General features: G+C 72.0%; 17 protein-coding genes. 10 read left to right on the top strand and 7 right to left on the bottom strand.

What is annotated here, in order from left to right; translation table 11 throughout:
- Positions 1–33: 33 nt before the first annotated feature.
- The 4 genes from RQG84_RS05395 to RQG84_RS05410 are packed head-to-tail and all read left to right on the top strand — an operon-like array spanning position 34 to position 5,101.
- Positions 34–1,050 (top strand): aldo/keto reductase, encoded by a 1,017-nt coding sequence (locus RQG84_RS05395; protein WP_311209186.1) that lies wholly within the window; start codon positions 34–36, stop codon positions 1,048–1,050.
- A gap of 7 nt (positions 1,051–1,057) precedes the next feature.
- Positions 1,058–2,470 (top strand): AAA family ATPase, encoded by a 1,413-nt coding sequence (locus tag RQG84_RS05400; protein ID WP_311209187.1) that lies wholly within the window; start codon positions 1,058–1,060, stop codon positions 2,468–2,470.
- A 4-nt stretch (positions 2,471–2,474) separates the two neighbouring features.
- Positions 2,475–4,541 (top strand): VWA domain-containing protein, encoded by a 2,067-nt coding sequence (locus RQG84_RS05405; protein WP_311209188.1) that lies wholly within the window; start codon positions 2,475–2,477, stop codon positions 4,539–4,541.
- A 29-nt stretch (positions 4,542–4,570) separates the two neighbouring features.
- Positions 4,571–5,101 (top strand): 2'-5' RNA ligase family protein, encoded by a 531-nt coding sequence (locus RQG84_RS05410; protein WP_311209189.1) that lies wholly within the window; start codon positions 4,571–4,573, stop codon positions 5,099–5,101.
- Between the two features lie 99 nt (positions 5,102–5,200).
- On the opposite strand, the gene RQG84_RS05415 is transcribed toward RQG84_RS05410, so the two are convergent.
- Entirely contained in the window at positions 5,201–5,956 is a 756-nt protein-coding gene (locus RQG84_RS05415; RefSeq protein WP_311209190.1) for an SDR family NAD(P)-dependent oxidoreductase, read from the bottom strand.
- 126 nt (positions 5,957–6,082) lie between these two features.
- Between RQG84_RS05415 and RQG84_RS05420 the strand changes: the two genes are divergently transcribed.
- Positions 6,083–6,670, top strand: coding sequence for a TetR family transcriptional regulator (locus RQG84_RS05420; protein WP_311209191.1), 588 nt, complete (start codon positions 6,083–6,085; stop codon positions 6,668–6,670).
- Between the two features lie 361 nt (positions 6,671–7,031).
- Here the strand turns inward: RQG84_RS05420 and RQG84_RS05425 are convergent, their stop codons facing one another.
- The 5 genes from RQG84_RS05425 to RQG84_RS05445 all read right to left on the bottom strand — a co-directional run bounded on the left by RQG84_RS05425 (position 7,032) and on the right by RQG84_RS05445 (position 13,909).
- A complete protein-coding gene (locus RQG84_RS05425) occupies positions 7,032–8,366 on the bottom strand; it encodes a DUF222 domain-containing protein (protein WP_311209192.1) in 1,335 nt (444 codons plus the stop codon).
- A gap of 116 nt (positions 8,367–8,482) precedes the next feature.
- A complete protein-coding gene (locus RQG84_RS05430; protein WP_311209193.1) occupies positions 8,483–10,915 on the bottom strand; it encodes an ABC transporter permease in 2,433 nt (810 codons plus the stop codon).
- Positions 10,912–11,703: an ABC transporter ATP-binding protein gene (locus RQG84_RS05435; protein WP_311209194.1), complete on the bottom strand. Its 792-nt coding sequence runs from the start codon at positions 11,701–11,703 to the stop codon at positions 10,912–10,914. Before RQG84_RS05435 ends, RQG84_RS05430 begins: the two co-directional genes overlap by 4 nt.
- A gap of 326 nt (positions 11,704–12,029) precedes the next feature.
- Positions 12,030–12,710, bottom strand: coding sequence for a response regulator transcription factor (locus RQG84_RS05440; protein ID WP_311209195.1), 681 nt, complete (start codon positions 12,708–12,710; stop codon positions 12,030–12,032).
- Entirely contained in the window at positions 12,707–13,909 is a 1,203-nt protein-coding gene (locus RQG84_RS05445; protein ID WP_311209196.1) for a sensor histidine kinase, read from the bottom strand. The genes RQG84_RS05440 and RQG84_RS05445 overlap by 4 nt, the downstream gene beginning before the upstream one ends.
- 101 nt (positions 13,910–14,010) lie before the next feature.
- Between RQG84_RS05445 and RQG84_RS05450 the strand changes: the two genes are divergently transcribed.
- The 5 genes from RQG84_RS05450 to RQG84_RS05470 all read left to right on the top strand — a co-directional run bounded on the left by RQG84_RS05450 (position 14,011) and on the right by RQG84_RS05470 (position 18,949).
- Positions 14,011–14,568 carry a cysteine hydrolase family protein gene (locus RQG84_RS05450; protein ID WP_311209197.1) on the top strand — a complete coding sequence of 186 codons (558 nt, stop codon included), beginning with the start codon at positions 14,011–14,013 and terminating at the stop codon, positions 14,566–14,568.
- A 266-nt stretch (positions 14,569–14,834) separates the two neighbouring features.
- Positions 14,835–16,685 (top strand): molecular chaperone DnaK, encoded by a 1,851-nt coding sequence (gene dnaK / locus RQG84_RS05455; protein ID WP_055962845.1) that lies wholly within the window; start codon positions 14,835–14,837, stop codon positions 16,683–16,685.
- Complete coding sequence (grpE, locus tag RQG84_RS05460) at positions 16,682–17,323, top strand: nucleotide exchange factor GrpE (protein WP_311209198.1); 642 nt, start codon at positions 16,682–16,684, stop codon at positions 17,321–17,323. Before dnaK ends, grpE begins: the two co-directional genes overlap by 4 nt.
- A gap of 73 nt (positions 17,324–17,396) precedes the next feature.
- On the top strand, positions 17,397–18,557 hold the full coding sequence (gene dnaJ, locus RQG84_RS05465) for a molecular chaperone DnaJ (RefSeq protein WP_311209199.1): 1,161 nt from the start codon (positions 17,397–17,399) through the stop codon (positions 18,555–18,557).
- The gene (locus RQG84_RS05470; protein WP_055962855.1) at positions 18,554–18,949 is read left to right on the top strand and encodes a heat shock protein transcriptional repressor HspR; all 396 of its coding nucleotides are present in this window, start codon (positions 18,554–18,556) and stop codon (positions 18,947–18,949) included. The genes dnaJ and RQG84_RS05470 overlap by 4 nt, the downstream gene beginning before the upstream one ends.
- A gap of 9 nt (positions 18,950–18,958) precedes the next feature.
- Here the strand turns inward: RQG84_RS05470 and RQG84_RS05475 are convergent, their stop codons facing one another.
- Entirely contained in the window at positions 18,959–20,089 is a 1,131-nt protein-coding gene (locus RQG84_RS05475) for a helix-turn-helix domain-containing protein (protein ID WP_311209200.1), read from the bottom strand.
- Between the last annotated feature and the right edge of the window lie 62 nt (positions 20,090–20,151).

Below are 20,151 nucleotides of genomic sequence, written 5' to 3' on the forward strand. Positions count from 1 at the left end.
TGCAACCTTGTGCGGGCGGAGTTGACTGGTGTCATGACCACGACGCACACCACGCTCGGCACCACCTCGCCCCTGGACGTCTCCCCGCTCGGACTCGGCTGCATGGGGATGAGCGAGTTCTACGGCACCCGCGACGAGGTCGAGGCCACGCGCACGATCCACCGCGCGCTCGACCTCGGTGTCACCTTCCTCGACACGGCCGACATGTACGGCCCGTTCGTCAACGAGGAGCTGGTCGGTGCGGCCATCGCCTCCAGCGCCCAGGGACGCGACGCCGTCCAGCTCGCCACCAAGTTCGGCAACGAGCGGCTGCCCGACGGCACCCGGCTCGGCGTCAACGGCAAGCCCGACTACGTGCGCTCCGCCTGCGACGCCTCGCTCCAGCGGCTCGGCGTCGACACGATCGACCTCTACTACCAGCACCGCGTCGACAAGACCGTGCCGATCGAGGAGACCGTCGGCGCCATGGCCGAGCTCGTGCAGGCCGGCAAGGTGCGCCACCTCGGTCTGTCCGAGGCGTCGGCCGAGACCATCCGTCGGGCCCACGCCGTGCACCCCATCACCGCGCTGCAGACCGAGTACTCCCTGTTCACGCGTCACCTCGAGGACGAGATCTGGGGCGTGCTGAGCGAGCTCGGCATCGGCCTGGTGCCGTACTCGCCGCTCGGCCGTGGCCTGCTCACCGGCGCCATCACCGCCGAGTCCGACCTCGAGGAGGCCGACTCGCGCACCACGTCGTACTTCCCGCGATTCCAGGGCGAGGCCCTCGAGGCCAACCTGAGGCTCGTCGCGAGGATCCGCGAGATCGCCGAGGGGCTGGGCTGCACGCCGGGCCAGCTGGCGCTCGCCTGGGTGCTGAGCCGCTCGGGTCGCGACGGCGTGGGCGTGGCGCCCATCCCCGGCACCAAGCGCGTGGCCTACCTCGAGGAGAACGCGGGCGCGCTCGAGGTCGAGCTCACTCCCGACGTCGTGGCCGACCTGGAGTCCGCGGTCCCGCGCGACGCCGTCCAGGGCGACCGCTACGGCGACCTGTCCAGCATCGACGCGTGAGGACCCCATGACTGCCACCACCCCCGCCCCCGACATCACCACCGTGGGGGCGCTTCGCGCCTCCGGCCACGTGCACCGGCCGCTGCGCGTGGAGATCCGCGACAACCTGCTCGCGGCCCTCGCCGAGGGTCGTGACCCGTGGCCAGGCCTGCACGGCTTCGAGGACAGCGTCATCCCCCAGCTGGAGCGCGCCCTCATCGCCGGCCACGACGTCGTGCTCCTCGGCGAGCGGGGCCAGGGCAAGACCCGCATCCTGCGCACGCTCGTCGGTCTGCTCGACGAGTGGACGCCGGTCATCGACGGGTCCGAGCTGGGCGAGCACCCCTACGAGCCGATCACCGTCGCCAGCCTCCGACGTGCCGAGGAGCTGGGCGACGACCTGCCCGTCCGGTGGCGACACCGCGACGACCGCTACGCCGAGAAGCTGGCCACGCCCGACACGAGCGTGGCCGACCTCATCGGCGACGTCGACCCGATGAAGGTGGCCGAGGGGCGCAGCCTCGGTGACCCCGAGACGATCCACTTCGGGCTCATCCCGCGCAGCCACGGCGGCATCGTGGCCATCAACGAGCTGCCCGACCTCTCCGAGCGCATCCAGGTGGCGATGCTCAACGTGATGGAGGAGCGGGACATCCAGATCCGCGGCTACGTGCTGCGGCTCCCGCTCGACGTCCTGGTGGTGGCCAGCGCCAACCCCGAGGACTACACCAACCGCGGCCGCATCATCACGCCGCTGAAGGACCGGTTCGGTGCCGAGATCCGCACCCACTACCCCACGCAGCTGGTCGACGAGATCGCCGTGATCAAGCAGGAGGCCGATCTCGTCGCCACCGTCCCCGACCAGCTGGTCGAGGTGCTGGCCCGCTTCACGCGGGCCCTGCGCGAGTCGTCGGCGGTCGACCAGCGCAGCGGCGTGAGCGCCCGGTTCGCCATCGCCGGGGCCGAGACCATCGCGGCCGCGGCGCTGCACCGCGCCACCCGGCAGGGCGAGCCGGACGCCGTGGCCCGTCCGGTGGACCTCGAGACCGCGGTCGACGTGCTCGGAGGCAAGATCGAGTTCGAGTCCGGCGAGGAGGGTCGCGAGGACCTCGTCCTCGACCACCTCCTGCGCACCGCCACCGCGGAGACCGTCCGCGGGTTGTTCACGGGCATCGACTTCGGGCTGCTGGTCGAGGCGCTCGAGGGAGGTTCGCTGGTGGCCACCGGCGAGCAGGTGAGCGCCCGCGACTTCCTCGCCGGCCTGCCGGTGCTGGGCGAGTCCGACCTCTACGACCAGGTCTGCGACCGGGTCGGCGCAGGGCTCGAGGGTGGGGGCAACGACGGTGAGCGCGCCGGCGCGATCGAGCTGGCCCTCGAGGGACTCTTCCTGGCCCGCCGCATCAGCAAGGACACCGCCGGCGGCGAGACGGTCTACGGGTGACGGCGTGAGTCGCCAGAACCGTCGACTGTCCCGTGCCTCCCGGTACGGGGCGTACGTCGACGGCCCCGACCCGCTGGCCCCGCCGGTCGACCTCAGCGAGGCGCTCGAGGCCATCGGCGAGGACGTCATGGCCGGGTACTCGCCCGACCACGCCCTGCAGGAGTTCCTGCGTCGTGGAGGCGCCGACCAGCGTGGTCTCGACGACCTGGCCCGCCGGGTGGCCGAGAAGCGGCGCGAGCTCATGCAGAAGCACAACCTCGACGGCACCCTGGCCGAGGTCAAGGAGCTCCTCGACCGCGCGGTCCTCGAGGAACGCAAGCAGCTGGCCCGCGACGTCGACCTCGACGACGGCGACCGGGCGCTCGCCGAGCTGACGCTCGACAACCTCCCGCCCTCACCTGCCGCTGCGGTCAGCGAGCTCAACGGCTACGACTGGCAGTCCACGCAGGCCCGCGAGGACTACGAACGCATCAAGGACCTGCTCGGGCGTGAGCTGCTGGACCAGCGCTTCGCGGGCATGAAGAGCGCGCTCGAGAACGCCACCGACGCCGACCGCGAGGCCGTCAACGAGATGCTCGACGACCTCAACGGGCTGCTCGAGAAGCGTCAGCAGGGTGTGGACACCCAGCAGGACTTCGACGACTTCATGGCGCGCCACGGCGAGCACTTCCCGGAGAACCCGTCGAACCTCGACGAGCTGCTCGACACGATGGCCCAACGGTCCGCCGCGGCCCAGCGCATGCTCAACTCCATGACGCCGGAGCAGCGCCAGGAGCTCATGCAGATGTCGGCGCAGGCGTTCGGCTCGCCCCAGCTGATGGAGGCGCTGGACCGGCTCGACGGCAACCTCCAGTCCCTGCGGCCGGGCGAGGACTGGGGTGGCTCCACCCCCATGGACGGGGAGCAGGGGGTGGGCCTGGGCGACGGCACGGGCGTCTTCCAGGACCTCGCCGACCTCGACGCCCTGGCCGAGCAGCTGGCCCAGTCCTACCGCGGGTCGAACCTCGACGACGTCGACCTCGACGCGCTCTCGCGCCAGCTCGGCGACGAGGCATCGGTCGACCTGCGCACGCTGAAGGAGCTGGAGAAGGCGCTGCGCGACTCCGGCGTGGTGCAGCGCGGCACCGACGGTGCCCTGCGGCTGACCCCCAAGGCCATGCGCCAGCTGGGCAAGGCGCTGCTGCGCGACGTCGCGGAGTCGATGTCGGGTCGCCAGGGCCAGCGCGACACCCGCCATGCCGGTGCGGCCGGCGAGCGGTCGGGCGCCACCCGCGAGTGGGCCTTCGGCGACACGGAGCCGTGGGACGTCACCCGCACGGTCACGAACGCCGTGGTGCGCACGGTCGGCGAGGGTGGGACCGCGGCGTCCATGGCCCGCGACGGCGTGCGGCTGCAGATCGGCGACGTCGAGGTGCAGGAGACCGAGGACCGCACGCAGGCCTGCGTGGCGCTGCTCGTGGACACGTCGTTCTCGATGGCCATGGACGGCCGCTGGGTGCCCATGAAGCGCACGGCGCTGGCGCTGCACACCCTCATCAGCACCCGGTTCCGCGGCGACGCGCTCGAGCTGATCTCGTTCGGCCGGCATGCCGAGTCGATGCAGATCGAGGAGCTGACCGCTCTCGACGCGCAGTACGCCAAGGGCACGAACCTGCACCACGCCCTGCTGCTCGCCAACCGACACTTCCGCAAGCACCCGAATGCCCAGCCGGTGCTGCTGATCGTCACCGACGGCGAGCCGACGTCGCACCTGGAGTCGTCGGGCGAGGTGTTCTTCAGCTACCCGCCCCACCCGGTCACGATCGCCCTGAGCGTCCGCGAGCTGGAGGCGTCGATGCGCCTGGGCGCGAAGACCACCTTCTTCAGGCTGGGCGAGGACCCGGGCCTGGCCCGCTTCATCGACCAGATGGCGCGCAAGGTCGACGGCACCGTCGTGGCTCCGGAGCTCGACGACCTCGGCGTCGCGGTCGTCGAGTCCTACCTCGGCTCCCGCCGCGGTGGCACTGGCGGTGGCGCTGGGTTCGACGGCGGCTTCGGCGGCTGGCCCGGCCGCGGCTTCTGGGCCGGCTGAACTACGGTCGGTCCGGAGAGGACGGGACCGTGCCACAGACCATCGAGCTGACGCTCGACGAGGACCTCGACGCCGCCGTGCGCGGGGAGTGGGACCTGCTGTCGGCGGCGGGGCTGCCGAGCCAGGCGCTGCACCTGGGGCTCACCAACGCCCCGCACGTCACGCTGGGTGTCGCGTCGGCGCTGAGCCAGGCGACGATCGAGCGCCTTGCCGACGTCGAGCTGCCCGACGAGATCCGGCTCGGGGGACTGCTGGTGTTCAGGGGACGACGGTCCGCCGTGGTCTCGCGTGTGGTGATCCCGAGCGCGGCTCTGCTGGCCACTCACGCGATCGTCGACGCGGCGATGGCCGACGCGCCCGGCCGGCCCGACCTCACGCTGCCGGGCCGCTGGACGCCGCACGTCACGCTCGCCCGTCGTCTCGACGACGAGCAGCTCGCGCACGCGCTCGACCTCCTGGCCGGGATCCCGCCCGAGCTGGTGGGCGCTCCTGCCGCCCTGCGCCACTGGGACTCCGACGCGAAGGCGGTCCACGTCCTGCGAGCACGCGGCGACGCGTGACGGCGGGACCGGCACGACGCCTCTCCAGGGGATGACGAGACGTCGTGCCGGCGATCGTGGGCCCGGTCGAGGGTGCGACGCCGGCCCGGGCAGCGCTGCCTACTGGGCCGCGTACCCGCCGTCGACCAGGTGGTAGCTGCCCGTCACGAACGTGGCCGCGTCCGAGGCGAGGAAGGCCACGAGCGACGCGACCTCCTCGGGGGTGCCGAGGCGGCCTGTCGCGTGCTTGGCGGCGAGGGCGGCCTGCGCGTCGTCGTCGAGGTTGGCCTCGAGCAGCGGGGTGCTGATGAAGCCGGGGCCGACGACCGTCACGCGGACCCCGTCGGCGCTGTGCTCGAGTGCTGCGTTCTTCGTCAGGCCGACGAGCGCGTGCTTCGTGGTGACGTAGGCCGAGGAGCCGGCGATGCCGACGGAGCCGAGCACCGACCCCATGTTGACGATCGCGCCGCCGCCGGCGTCCGTGATGGCGGGGATCTGTGCGCGCATGCCGTAGAAGACGCCGTTGAGGTTGACGCTGACGACCTTCTCCCAGCTGTCGACGGGGTAGCTGCCGACGGGCTCGGCGGCACCGCCGATGCCGGCGTTGTTGACGGCGATCCGCAGCGGTGCCATCTCCTGGGCTGCCGCGACGGCGGCCTGGGCGACCGCGGGGTCGGCGGCGTCGCCGACGAAGGCGCGCGCGGTGCCGCCGGTGGTCTCGATCTCCTTCACGACCTGGTCGGCCGAGTCCTGTCGCAGGTCGTGGACGAGCACCGAGGCTCCGTTCGCGGCGAGCAGCAGGGCCACGGACCGGCCGATGCCGGAGCCGGCGCCAGTCACGATCGCGGAACGGTCCGCGACGTCGTAGGTGGCCATGATGTCCTCACTTTCTGTCCGACACCTGTCGGACAAATTTCATCCTACAACTGTCGGATAGACTTGCCCAGCGGTGTGACGAACGAGACCGGGGCAGTCCCGGCGACGTCGGTGAGGAGGGGTTCCATGGACGCGAGAGCCCGACGTAGCCGTGACCGGTTGTTCGCTGCCGTCCTTGCCCTCGCGGCCGAGACGCCCGTCGAGCAGCTGAGCGTCACCGAGGTGGCCCGCCGTGCCGACGTGCATCGCTCGACGTTCTACGAGCACGCTTCCACGCCGGACGGACTGCTGCGTGCCGCGCTCCTCGCCGAGCTCGACGGCCTGCGCGCCGATCTCCTCCACGACCCCGGCCGAGGCACCGACGCGGCCGTGGTGGAGACGACACGACGGGTCCTGGAGCACGTCCTGAGGCACCTGCCCGTGTACCGCCGCGGACTGGCCGACGACGCGGGAGCCGGAGGTCTGCACGCCATGCTCGGCGAGCACTTCCTCGGGTCCTCGCGGCAGCTGCTCGAGCAGGGCCGCCTCTCGCTGCCCACCGAGGTCCCCGGCGCCGACCCGGACGTCGTCGCCGACGCGGCCCTACGCCTCATCGCGCTCGGGACGGTCGGCGTCATCCGGTCGTGGATCGACCTGCCCGACCCGGACGCGGCGGCGTTCACGGCGATCTACGGCCGGCTCGTGCCGGACTGGTGGTCACAGCTCGACCGATGACCGGGTTCGTCCGACCCTGCCGGCTGCCGATGGTCGAGTCGAGACACTCCAGGCGGCTCAACACGTGGTGTTCGAGTGCCTCCACGACCGTCAGCGAGGGGAGGTGTATCGAGACCACTCTGAGCGGCTCAGCGGTAGCCGCCCTGCGTGTCGACATCGCTGGTGCGTGGTCTCGATACGCCGTCCCGAGCTCGCTGGCGCTCGCCGGGACGGCTACTCGACCAGCGAGGTGGGTGATGGTCGAGTGCCTCCACGAGCGCCAGCGAGGGGAGGCGTATCGAGACCACTCCAGGCGGCTTAGTGGCAGCCGGGCAGCACGGATGCCCCGACCAGTGGTCGGGGTGTCGTGATGGGACGGGGTTCAGGGTCGCCAGCGGGTGTTGCGTTGCCAGGTGTCGGAGCCGGGGAGCTTCCACTCGACGTGGCCGTCGTCGGGGTTGATCCGTCCGATCCAGCCTTGGTCGTGGGCTCGGTGGTGGTGGAACGGGCAGAGCAGTGCCCCGTCGCGGATGTCGGTGGTCTTGGAGATCGCGTGAGGATTCAGGTGGTGAGCCTCGGTCCACCTGGCGTCGCGGTCGCACCCGGGTGTCGTGCATCCGCCGTCTCTCTTCTCCATGGCTCGGCGCGAGCTGCGGTTGAAGTACCGATTGGCCGAGCCGAGGTCGAGCGGGAGCGGCTTGCCATTCAAGACCATGGGGACGATCTGTGCCGAGCACGCCAGTCGCCTCGCCTCACCGGCACTGATCCGGGTGCCGTCCGAAAGCCCGGCGGCCTTCACGCCTCCGACCAGGGTGTCGAGGTCCAGGTTCACCGTCACGACGGCGCTGACGCCACCGTTGCTGGGGAGCTGGTCGGCGGGGAGGTGCTCGACGAGGGTGGCGAACGCGTGCCCGAGGCGCTGAGGGTAGGTCTGCCCGAAGCCGACTTCGTCGTGCTCGCCGGTCGCGGCGTTGACGGTTCCGACCTTCTGGTGCGGCGCAGCCAAAGCGTCGAGCGCGGTCTTGAGCATGGCGCCCTGGGCTTCGGGGAGGGTGAAACGTCCGGTGACGGTGCCGTCGTTGTTGTCCCACATCGAGAAGCTGGTCTTCTTGCGGGCCTCATCCTCGCGGCGGCGGAGGATCTCGTCCTCGTCGGCGTCGACCTCGTTGACGGTCTTGCGGTAGGTCTCGGTGATCCGGGCGGCCCTGCGGCGCAGGTCCTTCAGGGTCAGCTTCTGTGCGTCCTTGAGCAGGGTCTTCTCACACATCAGGCGCTGCTCGCTGGTGACGTCCTCGGGCAGCTTCGCGAGGGCGCGGGAGAGGATGTCGGCCTGCTTCATCGTGATCTCGCCTGCCGCGAGGGCGGCTTCGGTGAGGGTGGTCTGTTCCTCGATCCGTTCGGCGGTGTTCACCAGCGCGTCGGCGCCACTGCGGTCCCCACCGAAGTCGATCGAGATCGTCGCCCCGGTCGACGTGCCGGTCCCGGTTCGAGGGCCGTCACCGTTCTGGGCGGCCGTGCGGGCTTTCTCGAGCACCCGTGCGGCGGCCATCTTGTGCGCCGCGACCTGAGACTCCAACCGGGACAGTTCGCCGATCAGACGGCGCACCTCGCCGGTCTCGAGTCCGTCCCACGCGGCGGTGGGCAAGGCGGAGAACGACTCGCGGGCGTTGCGCACGCATGCCGGCACCGGGTGGGTGTCGAGTGCGGCGACGCTCATGCTTCCTCCTGCTGGTCTACCCTCATTCTATAGGACAGATCAGACAAGAAACAAGCACACGTTCGAATCCGTGACGGAGGTCCCGGACCTTCCGGGACCTCCGTCACGCCGATGCCTCATTCGAGCGTCAGGCCCTCGGCCGGAGCCACCCGCGACGCCCGTCGGGCGGGCAGGACGCAGGCGGCGAGGCCCGCCAGGGCGGCCACGACCACCACGGCCAGCAGCTGGTCCCACGGCGTCACGAGGGAGACGTCGGAGACGGCCGTCCGCACGACCGCGAGCGTCCCGAGCCAGCCGTAGGTCACGCCGACCGCCGTGCCCAGGACCGCGGCGACGAGCGCCAGCAGTAGACCTTCGGCAGCGAGCATGCGTCGCAGCTGGCGCCTGGTGAGTCCGAGGGCGCGCAGCAGCGCGTGCTCACGGCCGCGTTCCAGGACCGACAGGCCGACGGTGTTGGCGATGCCCACCAGGGCGATGCCGACCGACACGGCCAGCAGGCCGAGGACCGACCACACCAGCACGTCGAGCTGCTTCTCGACCCACCCCCGCTGTTCCAGGGTGCTCGTGAGCTCGAGGTCACCGTCGCGGGCGACGGCGCCCAGGCTGCCGCTCAGCTCGTCGACGTCCGCGCCGTCGTCGGCTCGCACCCAGACGGCCTGCGGCTCGATGCTGCCGCCGAGGGCCTCCAGCACGCCGGGCCCGGCCACGACGGACCGCCCCCACTCGCTGCCCACGAGCACCCGCTCGACGTCCACGGTGCGGCCGGCGCGCTCGAGCGTCATCGTCTCGGGGAACCCGGTCTCGGTGTCGGCCGAGACGTCCGGCGGGATGAACACCTGCAGGCGACCGGGTTCGACCAACCCACGACCTCGCGCCACCGACGAGGCGGCGGCGTCGGGCGCGAGCACGGGAACCTCCCCGACACCGTCGAGCGTCGCGCGGACGCCGGGCACGGCCTCGGCATCCTGGACGCCGCGAGTCGCTCGCACCGACTCGAGCGTGCCGGCCGAGACGGGTCCGTCACCGGTGAGCGCGACGTCGACCGGGTACTGCTTCTCCATCTCGTCGTCCATCGCCCCGCGGGCGCTGGCCATGCCGGTGAGCACCGCCGTGGTCAGGGTGACGCCGACGAGCAACGACGCCGTGGTGGCGGCGCTGCGGCGCGGGTTGCGCACCGCGTTGGCCGTGGCGAGGCGGGCGGCGAGACCGGTGCGGCCCAGGAGACGTCCGGCCACTCCCAGCATCGCCGGCACGAGCACGGGTCCGAGCAGCAGCACGCCGACGAACGACAGCATGCCGCCGGCCAGGAGGGGCGGCATGGACGTCTGCTGCACCGCGAGGGCGAGAGCCGCCGAGCCGGCGAGCACGGCCGCGACACCCAGGGCCACACGTCCCTTGCCGGCACGGGTGCGGACGTCCGCGTCCATCGGCCGGAGCGCGGCGAGCGGGCTGACCCGCACCACGCGTCGGGTCGGCAGCCAGGCCGCCGTGACCGTCACGACGATGCCGCCGACGAAGGCTGCGACCATCCAGGTGGGAGACAACGAGACGGTCCCCAGCAGACGACCTCCGGTCACCCCGCGCACCGCGGCGACGATGCCGTAGCCCGCCCCGGCGCCGGCCAGCACGCCGACCGTCGACGCGACCAACGCCACGGCGAGGGACTCGACGCGGACCGAGCGGACGACCTGGCGTCGGGTCGCGCCGACGCAGCGCAGCAGGGCGAGGTCGCGGGTGCGCTGCGCGAACAGGATGGTGAAGGTGTTCGCGATGACCAGGACCGCCACGAAGCCGGCGATGGCGGCGAACAGCAGCAGCACGTAGCTGATCACGTCGACGCCCTGGTTCACGGCGATCACGCGCGCGTCCACGTACGCGGCGCGGTCGCGCACCTCCGCGTCCACCGCTCGGGAGAGCGCGGACGTGGCGGCTGCGGTGTCACCGCCGCGCACGTCGTAGACGACGGCGTCGGGGTAGGCCGACGGGAGCTTCGACAGGGTGCCCCACGGGACGTAGACGTCGGCCGCGAGGTACGACGACGGCTTCGCGATGCCGACGACCGTCACGGTGCTCGCCTCCTCGCCCTTGCCCACGACCAGCTCGTCGCCCACGCCGAGTCGCGCCGCCGTGGCGGTGCGCTCGTCCACGAGCGCCTGGTCGTCGCTGGTCGGGGCCCGACCGCTGACGATGCGCTGGCGCAGCAGCCGTTCGTCGGTGCTCACCGTGCCGATGGACGTGTCCGAGCCGAGGCCGATGCCGTCGTGGGTGACAGGCTCGAACGACGACCCGATGACCGTCGCGGCGTCCCCCTGGCGCGCCGCGGTCTCCAGGACGGGGGTGACGTCTTCGGTGGCGATCCCGTAGTCGTCGCCGACGACCAGGTCGGCGCCGCGGTAGGCCTCGTCGATCCCCGCGGAGAGGCCGGACTTGGCCGCCGAGGCGATCGCGTTGGTGGCCACCACGAAGCCGACGGCGATGGTCACGGCGAGCAGCGCCGCGACGTAGCGGCGGGTGTGGGTGCGCAGCGACGCGAGCATCACGGTCCTCATCGGGCGCCTCCCTCGGGTCGCGTCAGGTCGGCGTCGGGACGGGCGGCCAGCACCGAGGCGAGCTCGGCCCGCGACGGGTCCACGAGGTGGGAGCGGATTCGACCGTCGGCCAGCACCACGACGTCGTCGGCATAGGCGGCGGCGTCGAGCTCGTGGGTGACCATCACGACCGTGCGGCCCAGCTCGCGCACGGAACGCCGCAGGTAGGCGAGCACCTCGGCCGAGGCGCTGCTGTCGAGGTTGCCGGTGGGCTCGTCGGCGAACACGATCGACGCCTGGCTCACCAGCGCGCGGGCGATCGCGACGCGCTGCTGCTGCCCGCCGGACAGCTCGCTCGGACGGTGGTCGAGCCGGTCGCCGAGCCCGAGGACCCCGACGACGGTGTCGATGTCGTCCTGCACGTTCGCGTCGATGCGTCGGCCGGCCAGCTCGAACGGCAGCACGATGTTCTGCCGGGCGGTCAGCATCGGCAGAAGGTTGAACGCCTGGAACACGAAGCCGAGGTGGTCGCGGCGGAACCGGGTGAGTCGGTCGTCGTCGAGGCTGGTCAGCTCGACGCCGTCGACCGAGACGGTCCCGTGCGTCGGCCGGTCGAGCCCGGCGAGGCAGTGCATGAGCGTCGACTTGCCCGAGCCCGAGGGCCCCATGATCGCGGTGAAGCGTCCGGGCGCGAGGTCGAGGGAGACACCGTCGAGGGCGTGCACGGCCGCCGGGCCGGTGCCGTAGGTCTTGGTCAGGTCGCGCGCCGACGCGGCGGTCGCGACGGCTGCCTGTGCTGTGATCGTCATGCCGACGACGCTATGGATCAGGCACCCCCCGAGTCGTCGGAGCGAGGGATGGTCCTGGCGTCATCCCGTGGGTGGACGCTGGGCCGCGTCGCGGCCGTCGGAGGTAGGTCTCGCACCGAATCGCGGGGTCGGCGGTAGATCTCGCACCTCATCGGGTCCGTGTGGGGTGCGAGGCCTACCTCCCTACTCGAGGAGGACGCAAGGTTCTGCCTTCGCGCGGCAGAACACGAACGATGCTGCGTACGCGACGGGATCCGGACGTGAACGCAGCATCGTTCGGGCCGTTGCGCACGAACGCAGAATCGTGCGTCCCCCGGCGGCCTCGCCTACCCCAGCCCCGCCTCGAGGGCGAGCAGGACGAGCTGGACGCGGTCGCGGGAGTCGGTCTTGGCGAGCAGTCGGCCGACGTGGGTCTTCACGGTGGCCTCGGACACGACGAGGGTCGCGGCGATCTCGGGGTTGGTCAGGCCGCGGGCGATGAGGCCGAGCACCTCGCGCTCGCGGTCGGTCACCTCCGCGAGCCGCCGGGTGGTCGCCTCGCTCACCACGCTGCGCGAGCCCGACGGCTGCACGAAGTGGTCGAGCAGGCGCCGAGTGGTCGACGGCGCTACGACCGCGTCACCGGCCTGCACGGCTCGGATGGCGGCCAGCAGGTCCGGGGGTGCCGCGTCCTTCAGCAGGAACGCCGACGCCCCCGCCTGCAGGGCAGCGAACGCGTACTCGTCGAGGTCGAAGGTGGTCAGCACGATCACCCGGGGCGCGGTCTCGCGGTCGTCCTGGAGGATCCGACGCGTCGCCTCCACGCCGTCCATCACCGGCATGCGCACGTCCATCAGCACGACGTCGGGAGCCACCTCGCCGACGAGGTCCAGCGCCGCCTGGCCGTCGCCCGCCTCGCCCACGACCTCGAGGTCGGGCTGGCTGTCGACCAGCATCCGGAACCCGGCACGCACCATCTGCTGGTCGTCGACGAGCAGCACGCGGGTGGGTGCGGTCGCGTCGCTCACCGGGGGATCCTCGCACGCACCTGCCAGCCGCCGCCGGGCGCCGGGCCGACGTCGAGCGTGCCCTCGTGCACCGCCACACGCTCCCGCATGCCGACCAGCCCCAGGCCGCCCGACGTCGGCGACCCTGCTGCGCCGCGGCCGTCGTCGGCGACCGTCACGACGAGGTCGGCACCGTCCTCGCGGACCTCGACGTCCGCGGTCGCGTCGGGGCCGGCGTGCTTGCGCACGTTGGTGAGCGATTCCTGCACCACGCGGAACACGGTCAGCGCCACGCCGTCGGGAACGGTGGGCGTCGGGTCCGGCAGCGTGGCCCGCACACGCCCGGCCTCGACGTCGGCGGCCAGAAGGGCGGGCAGCTCGCGCAGGCCCGGCTGCGGGACGAGCTCGGGGTCCGACGTCCCACGGAGCAGGCCGAGGAGGCGTCGCATCTCGGTGAGCGCCTCGCGGCCGGTCGCCGCCACGGTCCCGAGCGTGCGCACCGCGACGGCCGGGTCCTGCTCCGCCGCGTAGCGCGCACCGTCGGCCTGCACGATCATGCCGGTGATGCCGTGCGCGACGACGTCGTGCATCTCTCGCGCCACCCGGGTGCGTTCCTCGGCGGCCGCGGCGCGCGTGCGTTCCTCCGCCTCGGCCGCCATCCGCTCACCGCGCTCCATCAGCGCCGCCTCGTACGCGCGTCGCAGGCGAGCCTGCGTGCCGAGGGCCCAGGCGGCGATCACGATCGCCCCGATGCTCAGCGCGTAGGGCACGAAGTCGCGCGGGCCGACAGGCCCCTGGATCTCCATGAGCACCGGGTCGTTGCGACCGGCCATGACCCACACGTACGTGGCGACCCCGGTGGCCACCGCGCTCAGCGCCAGCCCGATCCACGAGTCACGCGGGCGGCCGAAGCGGGCGAGCGAGTAGAGCGCGACGGGGTAGGCGAGCTGCCCGATCGCGGGGTAGTCGTGCACGAGTGCCTGCACGCCGCTGAACACCCAGACCAGCGCGAAGGCCGTGGCCGGGCGCTGGCGACGCCAGACGAGCGGCACCACCTGCAGCCCGCTGAGCGCGGTGACGTACAGCGGCTGATCGATCCCGAGCGTCGCGGCCACGAGCAGGAGCAGCCCGGCGACGAGCGCGGCGTCGAACCACTGGGTGGCGCGCGGACCCAGCCGCCACGGTCGACGACCGCCCGGACGGTCCGCTGGCGTGCTCACCCGCCCGACCCTAGGTGCTCCCGCAGCGCCACGCCTCCACCCACGGTCTGATCTGCATCCGGGCGCTCCGAAACGTCGTCCCGCGGGTCTGGCGTCGGGACATGAGCCAGTTCCCCGACAGGTCATGCACCGCCCTCCTCGTCGTCGACGTGCAGAACGGCGTCGTCGAGAACGCCCACGAGCGTGATGCCGTGGTCGGGCGGATCGCCGAGCTCGTGCAGCGAGCCAGGTCCACCGACGTGCCGGTCGTGTGGGTGCAGGACTCTCTCGCCGACGACGACGGTCCTGCCACCGGCACCGAGGGGTGGAAGATCGTCCCCGAGCTCGAGCCACGCGCCGGCGAGCCGGTGGTGCACAAGGACTACGGCGACGCCTTCGAGGCCACCGAGCTCGAGACTGTCCTGGCCGAACGCGGCGCGGGACGGGTCGTCGTCACCGGCGCCCAGACCGATGCGTGCATCCGGGCCACGTTGCACGGCGCGTTCGTTCGCGGCTACGACGTCACGCTCGTCTCCGACGCCCACACCACAGAGGACCTCACCGCGTACGGAGCGCCCTCTCCCGCCGAGGTCGTGGCGCACACGAACCTCTACTGGCAGTTCCAGGGCGGCCCCGACCGCGTCGCCGACGTCGTGGCGGCGGTCGACGTCGAGCTCTGAGTCGGCGCCTCGGCGCTGCTCCCCGTGGTTGTGGGTGACGTCGAGTCGTTGCCGGGTGGTCTCGATACGCCACCACCTGCTCGTTCCTCGCGATGGTGGCTACTCGACCGGCGAGGAGAGGCCGCGCGATGGGTGGGTGAGGGCGGAATACTGCGGGCTCCACCAAGGTTGATACGATCAGACTCAAGTCAGTTGCCAGCACTTCGGCAACGAATCCCCGAGCTCACGAACCCCGCAGCAGCACCCGATCAGCAGGAGGAACCCCCATGGCACGAGCCGTCGGAATCGACCTCGGAACGACGAACTCCGTCGTCGCCGTCCTGGAGGGCGGAGAGCCCACCGTCATCGCGAACGCCGAGGGCGCTCGCACCACCCCGTCCGTCGTCGCGTTCGCGAAGGACGGCGAGGTCCTGGCCGGCGAGGTCGCCAAGCGCCAGGGCGTCACGAACGTCGACCGCACGATCCGCTCGGTCAAGCGCCACGTCGGCACCGACTGGAAGACCGAGGTCGACGGCAAGTCGTTCAACCCCCAGCAGATCAGCGCCTTCATCCTGCAGAAGCTGAAGCGCGACGCCGAGGCCTACCTGGGCGAGACGGTCACCGACGCGGTCATCACCGTGCCCGCGTACTTCAACGACCACCAGCGCCAGGCCACCAAGGAGGCCGGTGAGATCGCCGGCCTCAACGTCAGCCGCATCATCAACGAGCCCACCGCTGCCGCACTCGCGTACGGCCTCGACAAGGGCGACGAGCAGACCATCCTCGTCTTCGACCTCGGCGGCGGCACGTTCGACGTGTCCCTGCTGGAGATCGGCGACGGCGTCATCGAGGTCAAGGCCACGAGCGGCGACAACAACCTCGGTGGTGACGACTGGGACAACGCGGTCGTCGACTGGATCGTCAGCACCTTCAAGTCCAAGACGGGCATCGACCTGACCAAGGACAAGATGGCCATGCCGCGCATCCGCGAGGCCGCCGAGCGCGCGAAGATCGAGCTGTCCAGCTCGTCCTCGACGTCGATCAACCTGCCCTACATCACCGTGCAGGACGGCAGCCCCGTCTTCCTCGACGAGACGCTGTCCCGCAGCGAGTTCGAGAAGATCACGGCCGACCTGCTCGAGCGCACCAAGGCGCCGTTCAACAACGTCGTCAAGGACGCCGGCATCTCTGTGAACCAGATCGACCACGTCGTCCTCGTGGGTGGCTCCACCCGCATGCCCGCCGTGAGCGAGCTCGTCAAGACGCTCACCGGCGGCAAGGAGCCCAACAAGGGCGTCAACCCCGACGAGGTCGTCGCCGTGGGCGCCGCGCTCCAGGCCGGCGTGCTCAAGGGCGAGGTCAAGGACGTGCTCCTGCTCGACGTCACCCCCCTGAGCCTCGGCATCGAGACCAAGGGCGGCGTCATGACCAAGCTCATCGAGCGCAACACGACGATCCCGACCAAGCGCAGCGAGGTCTTCACGACGGCCGACGACAACCAGCCGTCCGTGGCGATCCAGGTGTACCAGGGCGAGCGCGAGATGGCGGCGGGCAACCAGCTGCTGGCCACGTTCGAGCTCACCGGCCTGCCCCCGGCGCCGCGTGGCGTCCCGCAGATCGAGGTCACGTTCGACATCGACGCCAACGGCATCGTGAACGTGTCGGCCAAGGACCGCGGCACCGGCAAGGAGCAGTCCATGACCATCACGGGCGGCAGCGCGCTGTCCAAGGACGACATCGACAAGATGGTCAAGGACGCCGAGCAGTACGCCGAGGAGGACCGCAAGCGTCGCGAGTCCGTCGAGACGCGCAACCAGGCCGAGGCGCTCGTGCACACCACCGAGAAGTTCCTCGCCGAGAACGGCGACAAGGTGGGCGACGACGTCAAGGGCGAGGTCCAGGCCGACGTCGACGCGCTCAAGGCGGCGCTCGAGGGTGACGACAACGACGCCGTCCAGGCCGCCGTCACCAAGCTCGGCGAGTCCAGCTCCAAGATGGGCGAGGCGATGTACGCCGCGGCCGCCGCGGAGCAGCAGGCCGCCGGCACCGACGCACCCACGGGTGACGCCGACGCCGGCACCGACTCCGACGACGACGTCGTCGACGCCGAGATCGTCGACGACGAGGAGAAGAAGTGACGGCTGGGCCCGACGGCCCCGCCGAGGGCGCTGACCCGGAGGTCTCGCAGGAGACCTCCGGGGAGGCCCCCGTCGACGAGGCTGTCGACGAGGCCGTCGAGGTCCCCGCGGACGAGCAGGAGGTCGTGGACGAGGCAGCAGCCGAGGAGCCGACCGAGCCCGAGCAGGCTGCGGAGCCCACGCCGGAGCAGCAGCTGGCCGAGCGCACCGCGGACCTGCAGCGGCTGCAGGCCGAGTACGTCAACTACCGCAGGCGGGTCGAGCGCGATCGCGCGCAGTCGCGCCAGCAGGGCGAGGCCGCGGTGCTCCGCTCGCTGCTCACGGTGCTCGACGACATCGGTCGGGCCGAGCAGCACGGTGAGCTGACGGGCGGCTTCAAGGCCGTCGCCGACGCGCTCCACCAGGCGCTCAAGGCGCACAAGCTGGAGGGCTTCGGTGCCGAGGGCGACGTGTTCGACCCCCGTCTGCACGAGGCGCTCTTCGCAGCCGGCGAGTCGCCCGACGTGCAGGTCACGTCGGTCGGTCCCGTGGTCCGCACGGGCTACCGGATGGGCGACGAGGTCCTGCGCCACGCGCAGGTCGGCGTGGTCGAGCCCGCTTCGGGCGAGGCGCCGCCGGCGAGCGACGAGGACGAGTGAAGGCGGTCGGGCAGCAGCCGTGTGCTGCTGCCCGACCGGACCACCGATCGATCAGGAGAGGAAGGGGTGAGCCGTGAGCAACCCGAGTGACTGGGCGAGCAAGGACTTCTACAAGGCGCTGGGCGTGTCGAAGGACGCGTCGACCGCCGACGTGAAGAAGGCCTACCGCAAGCTCGCGCGCGAGAACCACCCCGACTCCAACCCCGGCAACAAGGCCGCCGAGGAGCGCTTCAAGGAGGTCTCCGAGGCCTACGCCGTGCTGTCGAACGCCGAGAAGCGCAAGCAGTACGACGAGCAGCGCACCCTGTTCGGCCAGTTCAAGGGCGGCTTCGGTGGCGGCGGCTTCGGCCAGCCCGGAGGTACCTACGGCGGCGGCGGTACCACCGCCGACTTCGACCTGAGCGACCTGCTGGGCGGCATCTTCGGCGGTGGCGGGTCGCGCGGCGGCCGACGTCGGCAGCCGCAGGGCCGTCGGGGCGACGACCTCGAGACCGAGGCCACCATCACCTTCGCCCAGGCGGTCGAGGGCGCCACGCTCCCGCTGCGCATGACCAGCGACGAGGCGTGCCCCACGTGCCACGGCACGGGCGCCAAGCCCGGCACGGTGCCGAAGGTGTGCACCAAGTGCCAGGGCAGCGGCATGCAGACCGGGGCCTCCGGCGGCGTCTTCGCGATGACCGAGCCGTGCTCGCAGTGCCGCGGACGCGGCCTGGTCGTGGAGCACGAGTGCACCACCTGCCGTGGGAGCGGCCGCGCGCCGTCGAGCCGCACCCTGCAGGTGCGCGTCCCGGCAGGCGTGAAGGACGGCCAGAAGATCCGGCTCAAGGGCAAGGGCGGTCGTGGCGAGGGCGGTGCTCCCGACGGCGACCTGTTCCTCGTCGTGCACGTGGAGCCGCACACCATGTTCGGCCGCAAGGGCGACAACCTGACGATCACGGTGCCGATCGCGTTCGACGAGGCCGTGCTCGGCGCGCAGATCAGCGTGCCGACGCTCGACGGCCCGCCCGTGCGCCTGAAGGTGCCCGAGGGCACGCCCACCGGTCGCACGTTCCGCGCCAAGGGCAAGGGCGCGACCACCAAGGCCGGCACACGCGGCGACCTCCTGGTCACCGTCGAGGTGCAGGTTCCCACCAGCCTCGACGACGCCCAGCGCGCGGCGGTCGAGGCCTTGCGTGAGGCGCGCGGCGCCGCCACCCCGCGTGACGGCCTGTTCGAGGAGGTGCCCAGCTCATGACGGGAAGCCCGTTCGTCCCACCCGGCCCCGAGGCGAAGGTCTTCGTCATCAGCGTCGCGGCAGAGCTCTCGGGCCTGCACCCGCAGACCTTGCGCACCTACGACCGGCTCGGCATCGTCGAGGCCGGCCGCACCGGCGGCGGCGGCCGCCGCTACTCGCTGCGTGACATCGAGCTGCTGCGCACCGTCGCCCAGCTGAGCGCCGAGGGCCTCGGCCTCGAGGGCGTCAAGCGGGTCATCGCCCTGGAGAACCAGGTGATGGCCCTCCAGCAGAAGGTGGCCGAGCTGCAGACCGAGCTCGCCGCGGCGCACCACGCGCTCGGCACCGTGCAGAACCTGCCGGTGCTGGCGCAGCAGGCGCAGATCTCGATCTGGCGCCGCCCCGCTCGCTGAGCGGTCGGGTCAGCGGGCCTCGAGCTCCCACCGGGGGACGGCCGCGCGGAGCGCGATCAGCAGCTCGAGACGGACGTCGGGGTCGGTGAGCGGGTCGCCGAGCAGACGCTTGGCGGTGCCCAGCCGCGTGTGCACCGTCTGGGCCGGCACGCCCATGAGGCGGGCGACCTCGTTGGCCGGGCGGCCGTGCTCCAGCCAGGTGAGCAGGGTGCTCGCGAGGGAGATCCGACGCGACGCGGGCAGGTCCGCCAACGCGGCCAGCCGCCTGTCGACGAGCAGGTCGACGAGCACCGGCGACGACGCCACGACGAGCCGGGCGAGCACGTCGACCGACGCGGTCACTGGCCTACCCGGCTCGGCGACGGCGGCCGTGGCGCGGGCCAGCCGGACCGCCTCGGGCAGTGAGACGAGGTCGACCGATGGTCCCCGGGCGACGTCGACGCCGGCGAGGCTGCGGACCCGGTCGTCGGACCACGCCGCCGGCACGGCTGCCTCCTCGGGTCGAGGGGCGGCGAGGACGTCGTCGTGTCCGCGCAGCTCGGCGTCGAGGACCGCGCCCGAGGCCGTCGCGACGACGGGAGTCAGGCGGGCGGTCGGGTCGATGCCGCAGGCGATGGCCAGGCCGCGCAGGCCCGGTCCGTCGGACCCGCCGAAGAGCGCGGAGGTGAGGGCTCGCCGACGGTGGGCCGGGCTGAGGGCGTGGAGGCGCAGCACCGCCTGCATGCCCCGGCGGACGTGGCCGACGATGCGCAGCAGCAGCTCCTGCACGGCGCGCGACAACGTCTCGACGTCGGGGAGGTCCTGCTCGCGGACCACGGCCGGGATGACGTGTCGCCGCAGGCCACGTCCGACGGCCTGGACGACGGCGGTCAGCTCGTCGTCGGTCATCCCGGCCTGGGCCTGGGTCTCGCCGAAGTGGAGGCAGCGGGCGGCGACGCTGCGACCGGCGGTCACCGGGTCGCCGCCGTGCGTGACGAAGGCGTCGGCGCAGGCGAGAGCGAGGTCCACCCACGCGTCGGTCGCGCGCGGGACGGAGCTGCGCACCAGCTTCTCGAGCCGGCCGCGCAACCCCGCCCCGTCAGGGAGGCCACTCGACGGGTGGTGCGGGAGGGAGGGTCGCACCGCTCCCGTCGACGCCATGGCTGCACCGTCACAGCGGTCCATGCACCGCGTCAACGCACGACGGCACCGGTGCCGCCAAC

This window comes from Aeromicrobium sp. WCS2018Hpa-31, from assembly GCF_031843905.1.
In the GTDB taxonomy this organism is placed as follows: Bacteria; Actinomycetota; Actinomycetes; order Propionibacteriales; family Nocardioidaceae; genus Aeromicrobium.

What these genes read in the sequence shown, in the direction of transcription:
- RQG84_RS05395 (WP_311209186.1), top strand. Translation starts at nt 34, where the DNA reads ATGACCACGACGCACACCACGCTCGGCACCACCTCGCCCCTGGACGTC.
- RQG84_RS05400 (WP_311209187.1), top strand. Translation starts at nt 1,058, where the DNA reads ATGACTGCCACCACCCCCGCCCCCGACATCACCACCGTGGGGGCGCTT.
- RQG84_RS05415 (WP_311209190.1), bottom strand. Translation starts at nt 5,956, where the DNA reads ATGGCCACCTACGACGTCGCGGACCGTTCCGCGATCGTGACTGGCGCC.
- RQG84_RS05420 (WP_311209191.1), top strand. Translation starts at nt 6,083, where the DNA reads ATGGACGCGAGAGCCCGACGTAGCCGTGACCGGTTGTTCGCTGCCGTC.
- RQG84_RS05425 (WP_311209192.1), bottom strand. Translation starts at nt 8,366, where the DNA reads ATGAGCGTCGCCGCACTCGACACCCACCCGGTGCCGGCATGCGTGCGC.
- RQG84_RS05430 (WP_311209193.1), bottom strand. Translation starts at nt 10,915, where the DNA reads ATGAGGACCGTGATGCTCGCGTCGCTGCGCACCCACACCCGCCGCTAC.
- RQG84_RS05435 (WP_311209194.1), bottom strand. Translation starts at nt 11,703, where the DNA reads ATGACGATCACAGCACAGGCAGCCGTCGCGACCGCCGCGTCGGCGCGC.
- RQG84_RS05450 (WP_311209197.1), top strand. Translation starts at nt 14,011, where the DNA reads ATGAGCCAGTTCCCCGACAGGTCATGCACCGCCCTCCTCGTCGTCGAC.
- dnaK (WP_055962845.1), top strand. Translation starts at nt 14,835, where the DNA reads ATGGCACGAGCCGTCGGAATCGACCTCGGAACGACGAACTCCGTCGTC.
- RQG84_RS05470 (WP_055962855.1), top strand. Translation starts at nt 18,554, where the DNA reads ATGACGGGAAGCCCGTTCGTCCCACCCGGCCCCGAGGCGAAGGTCTTC.
- RQG84_RS05475 (WP_311209200.1), bottom strand. Translation starts at nt 20,089, where the DNA reads ATGGCGTCGACGGGAGCGGTGCGACCCTCCCTCCCGCACCACCCGTCG.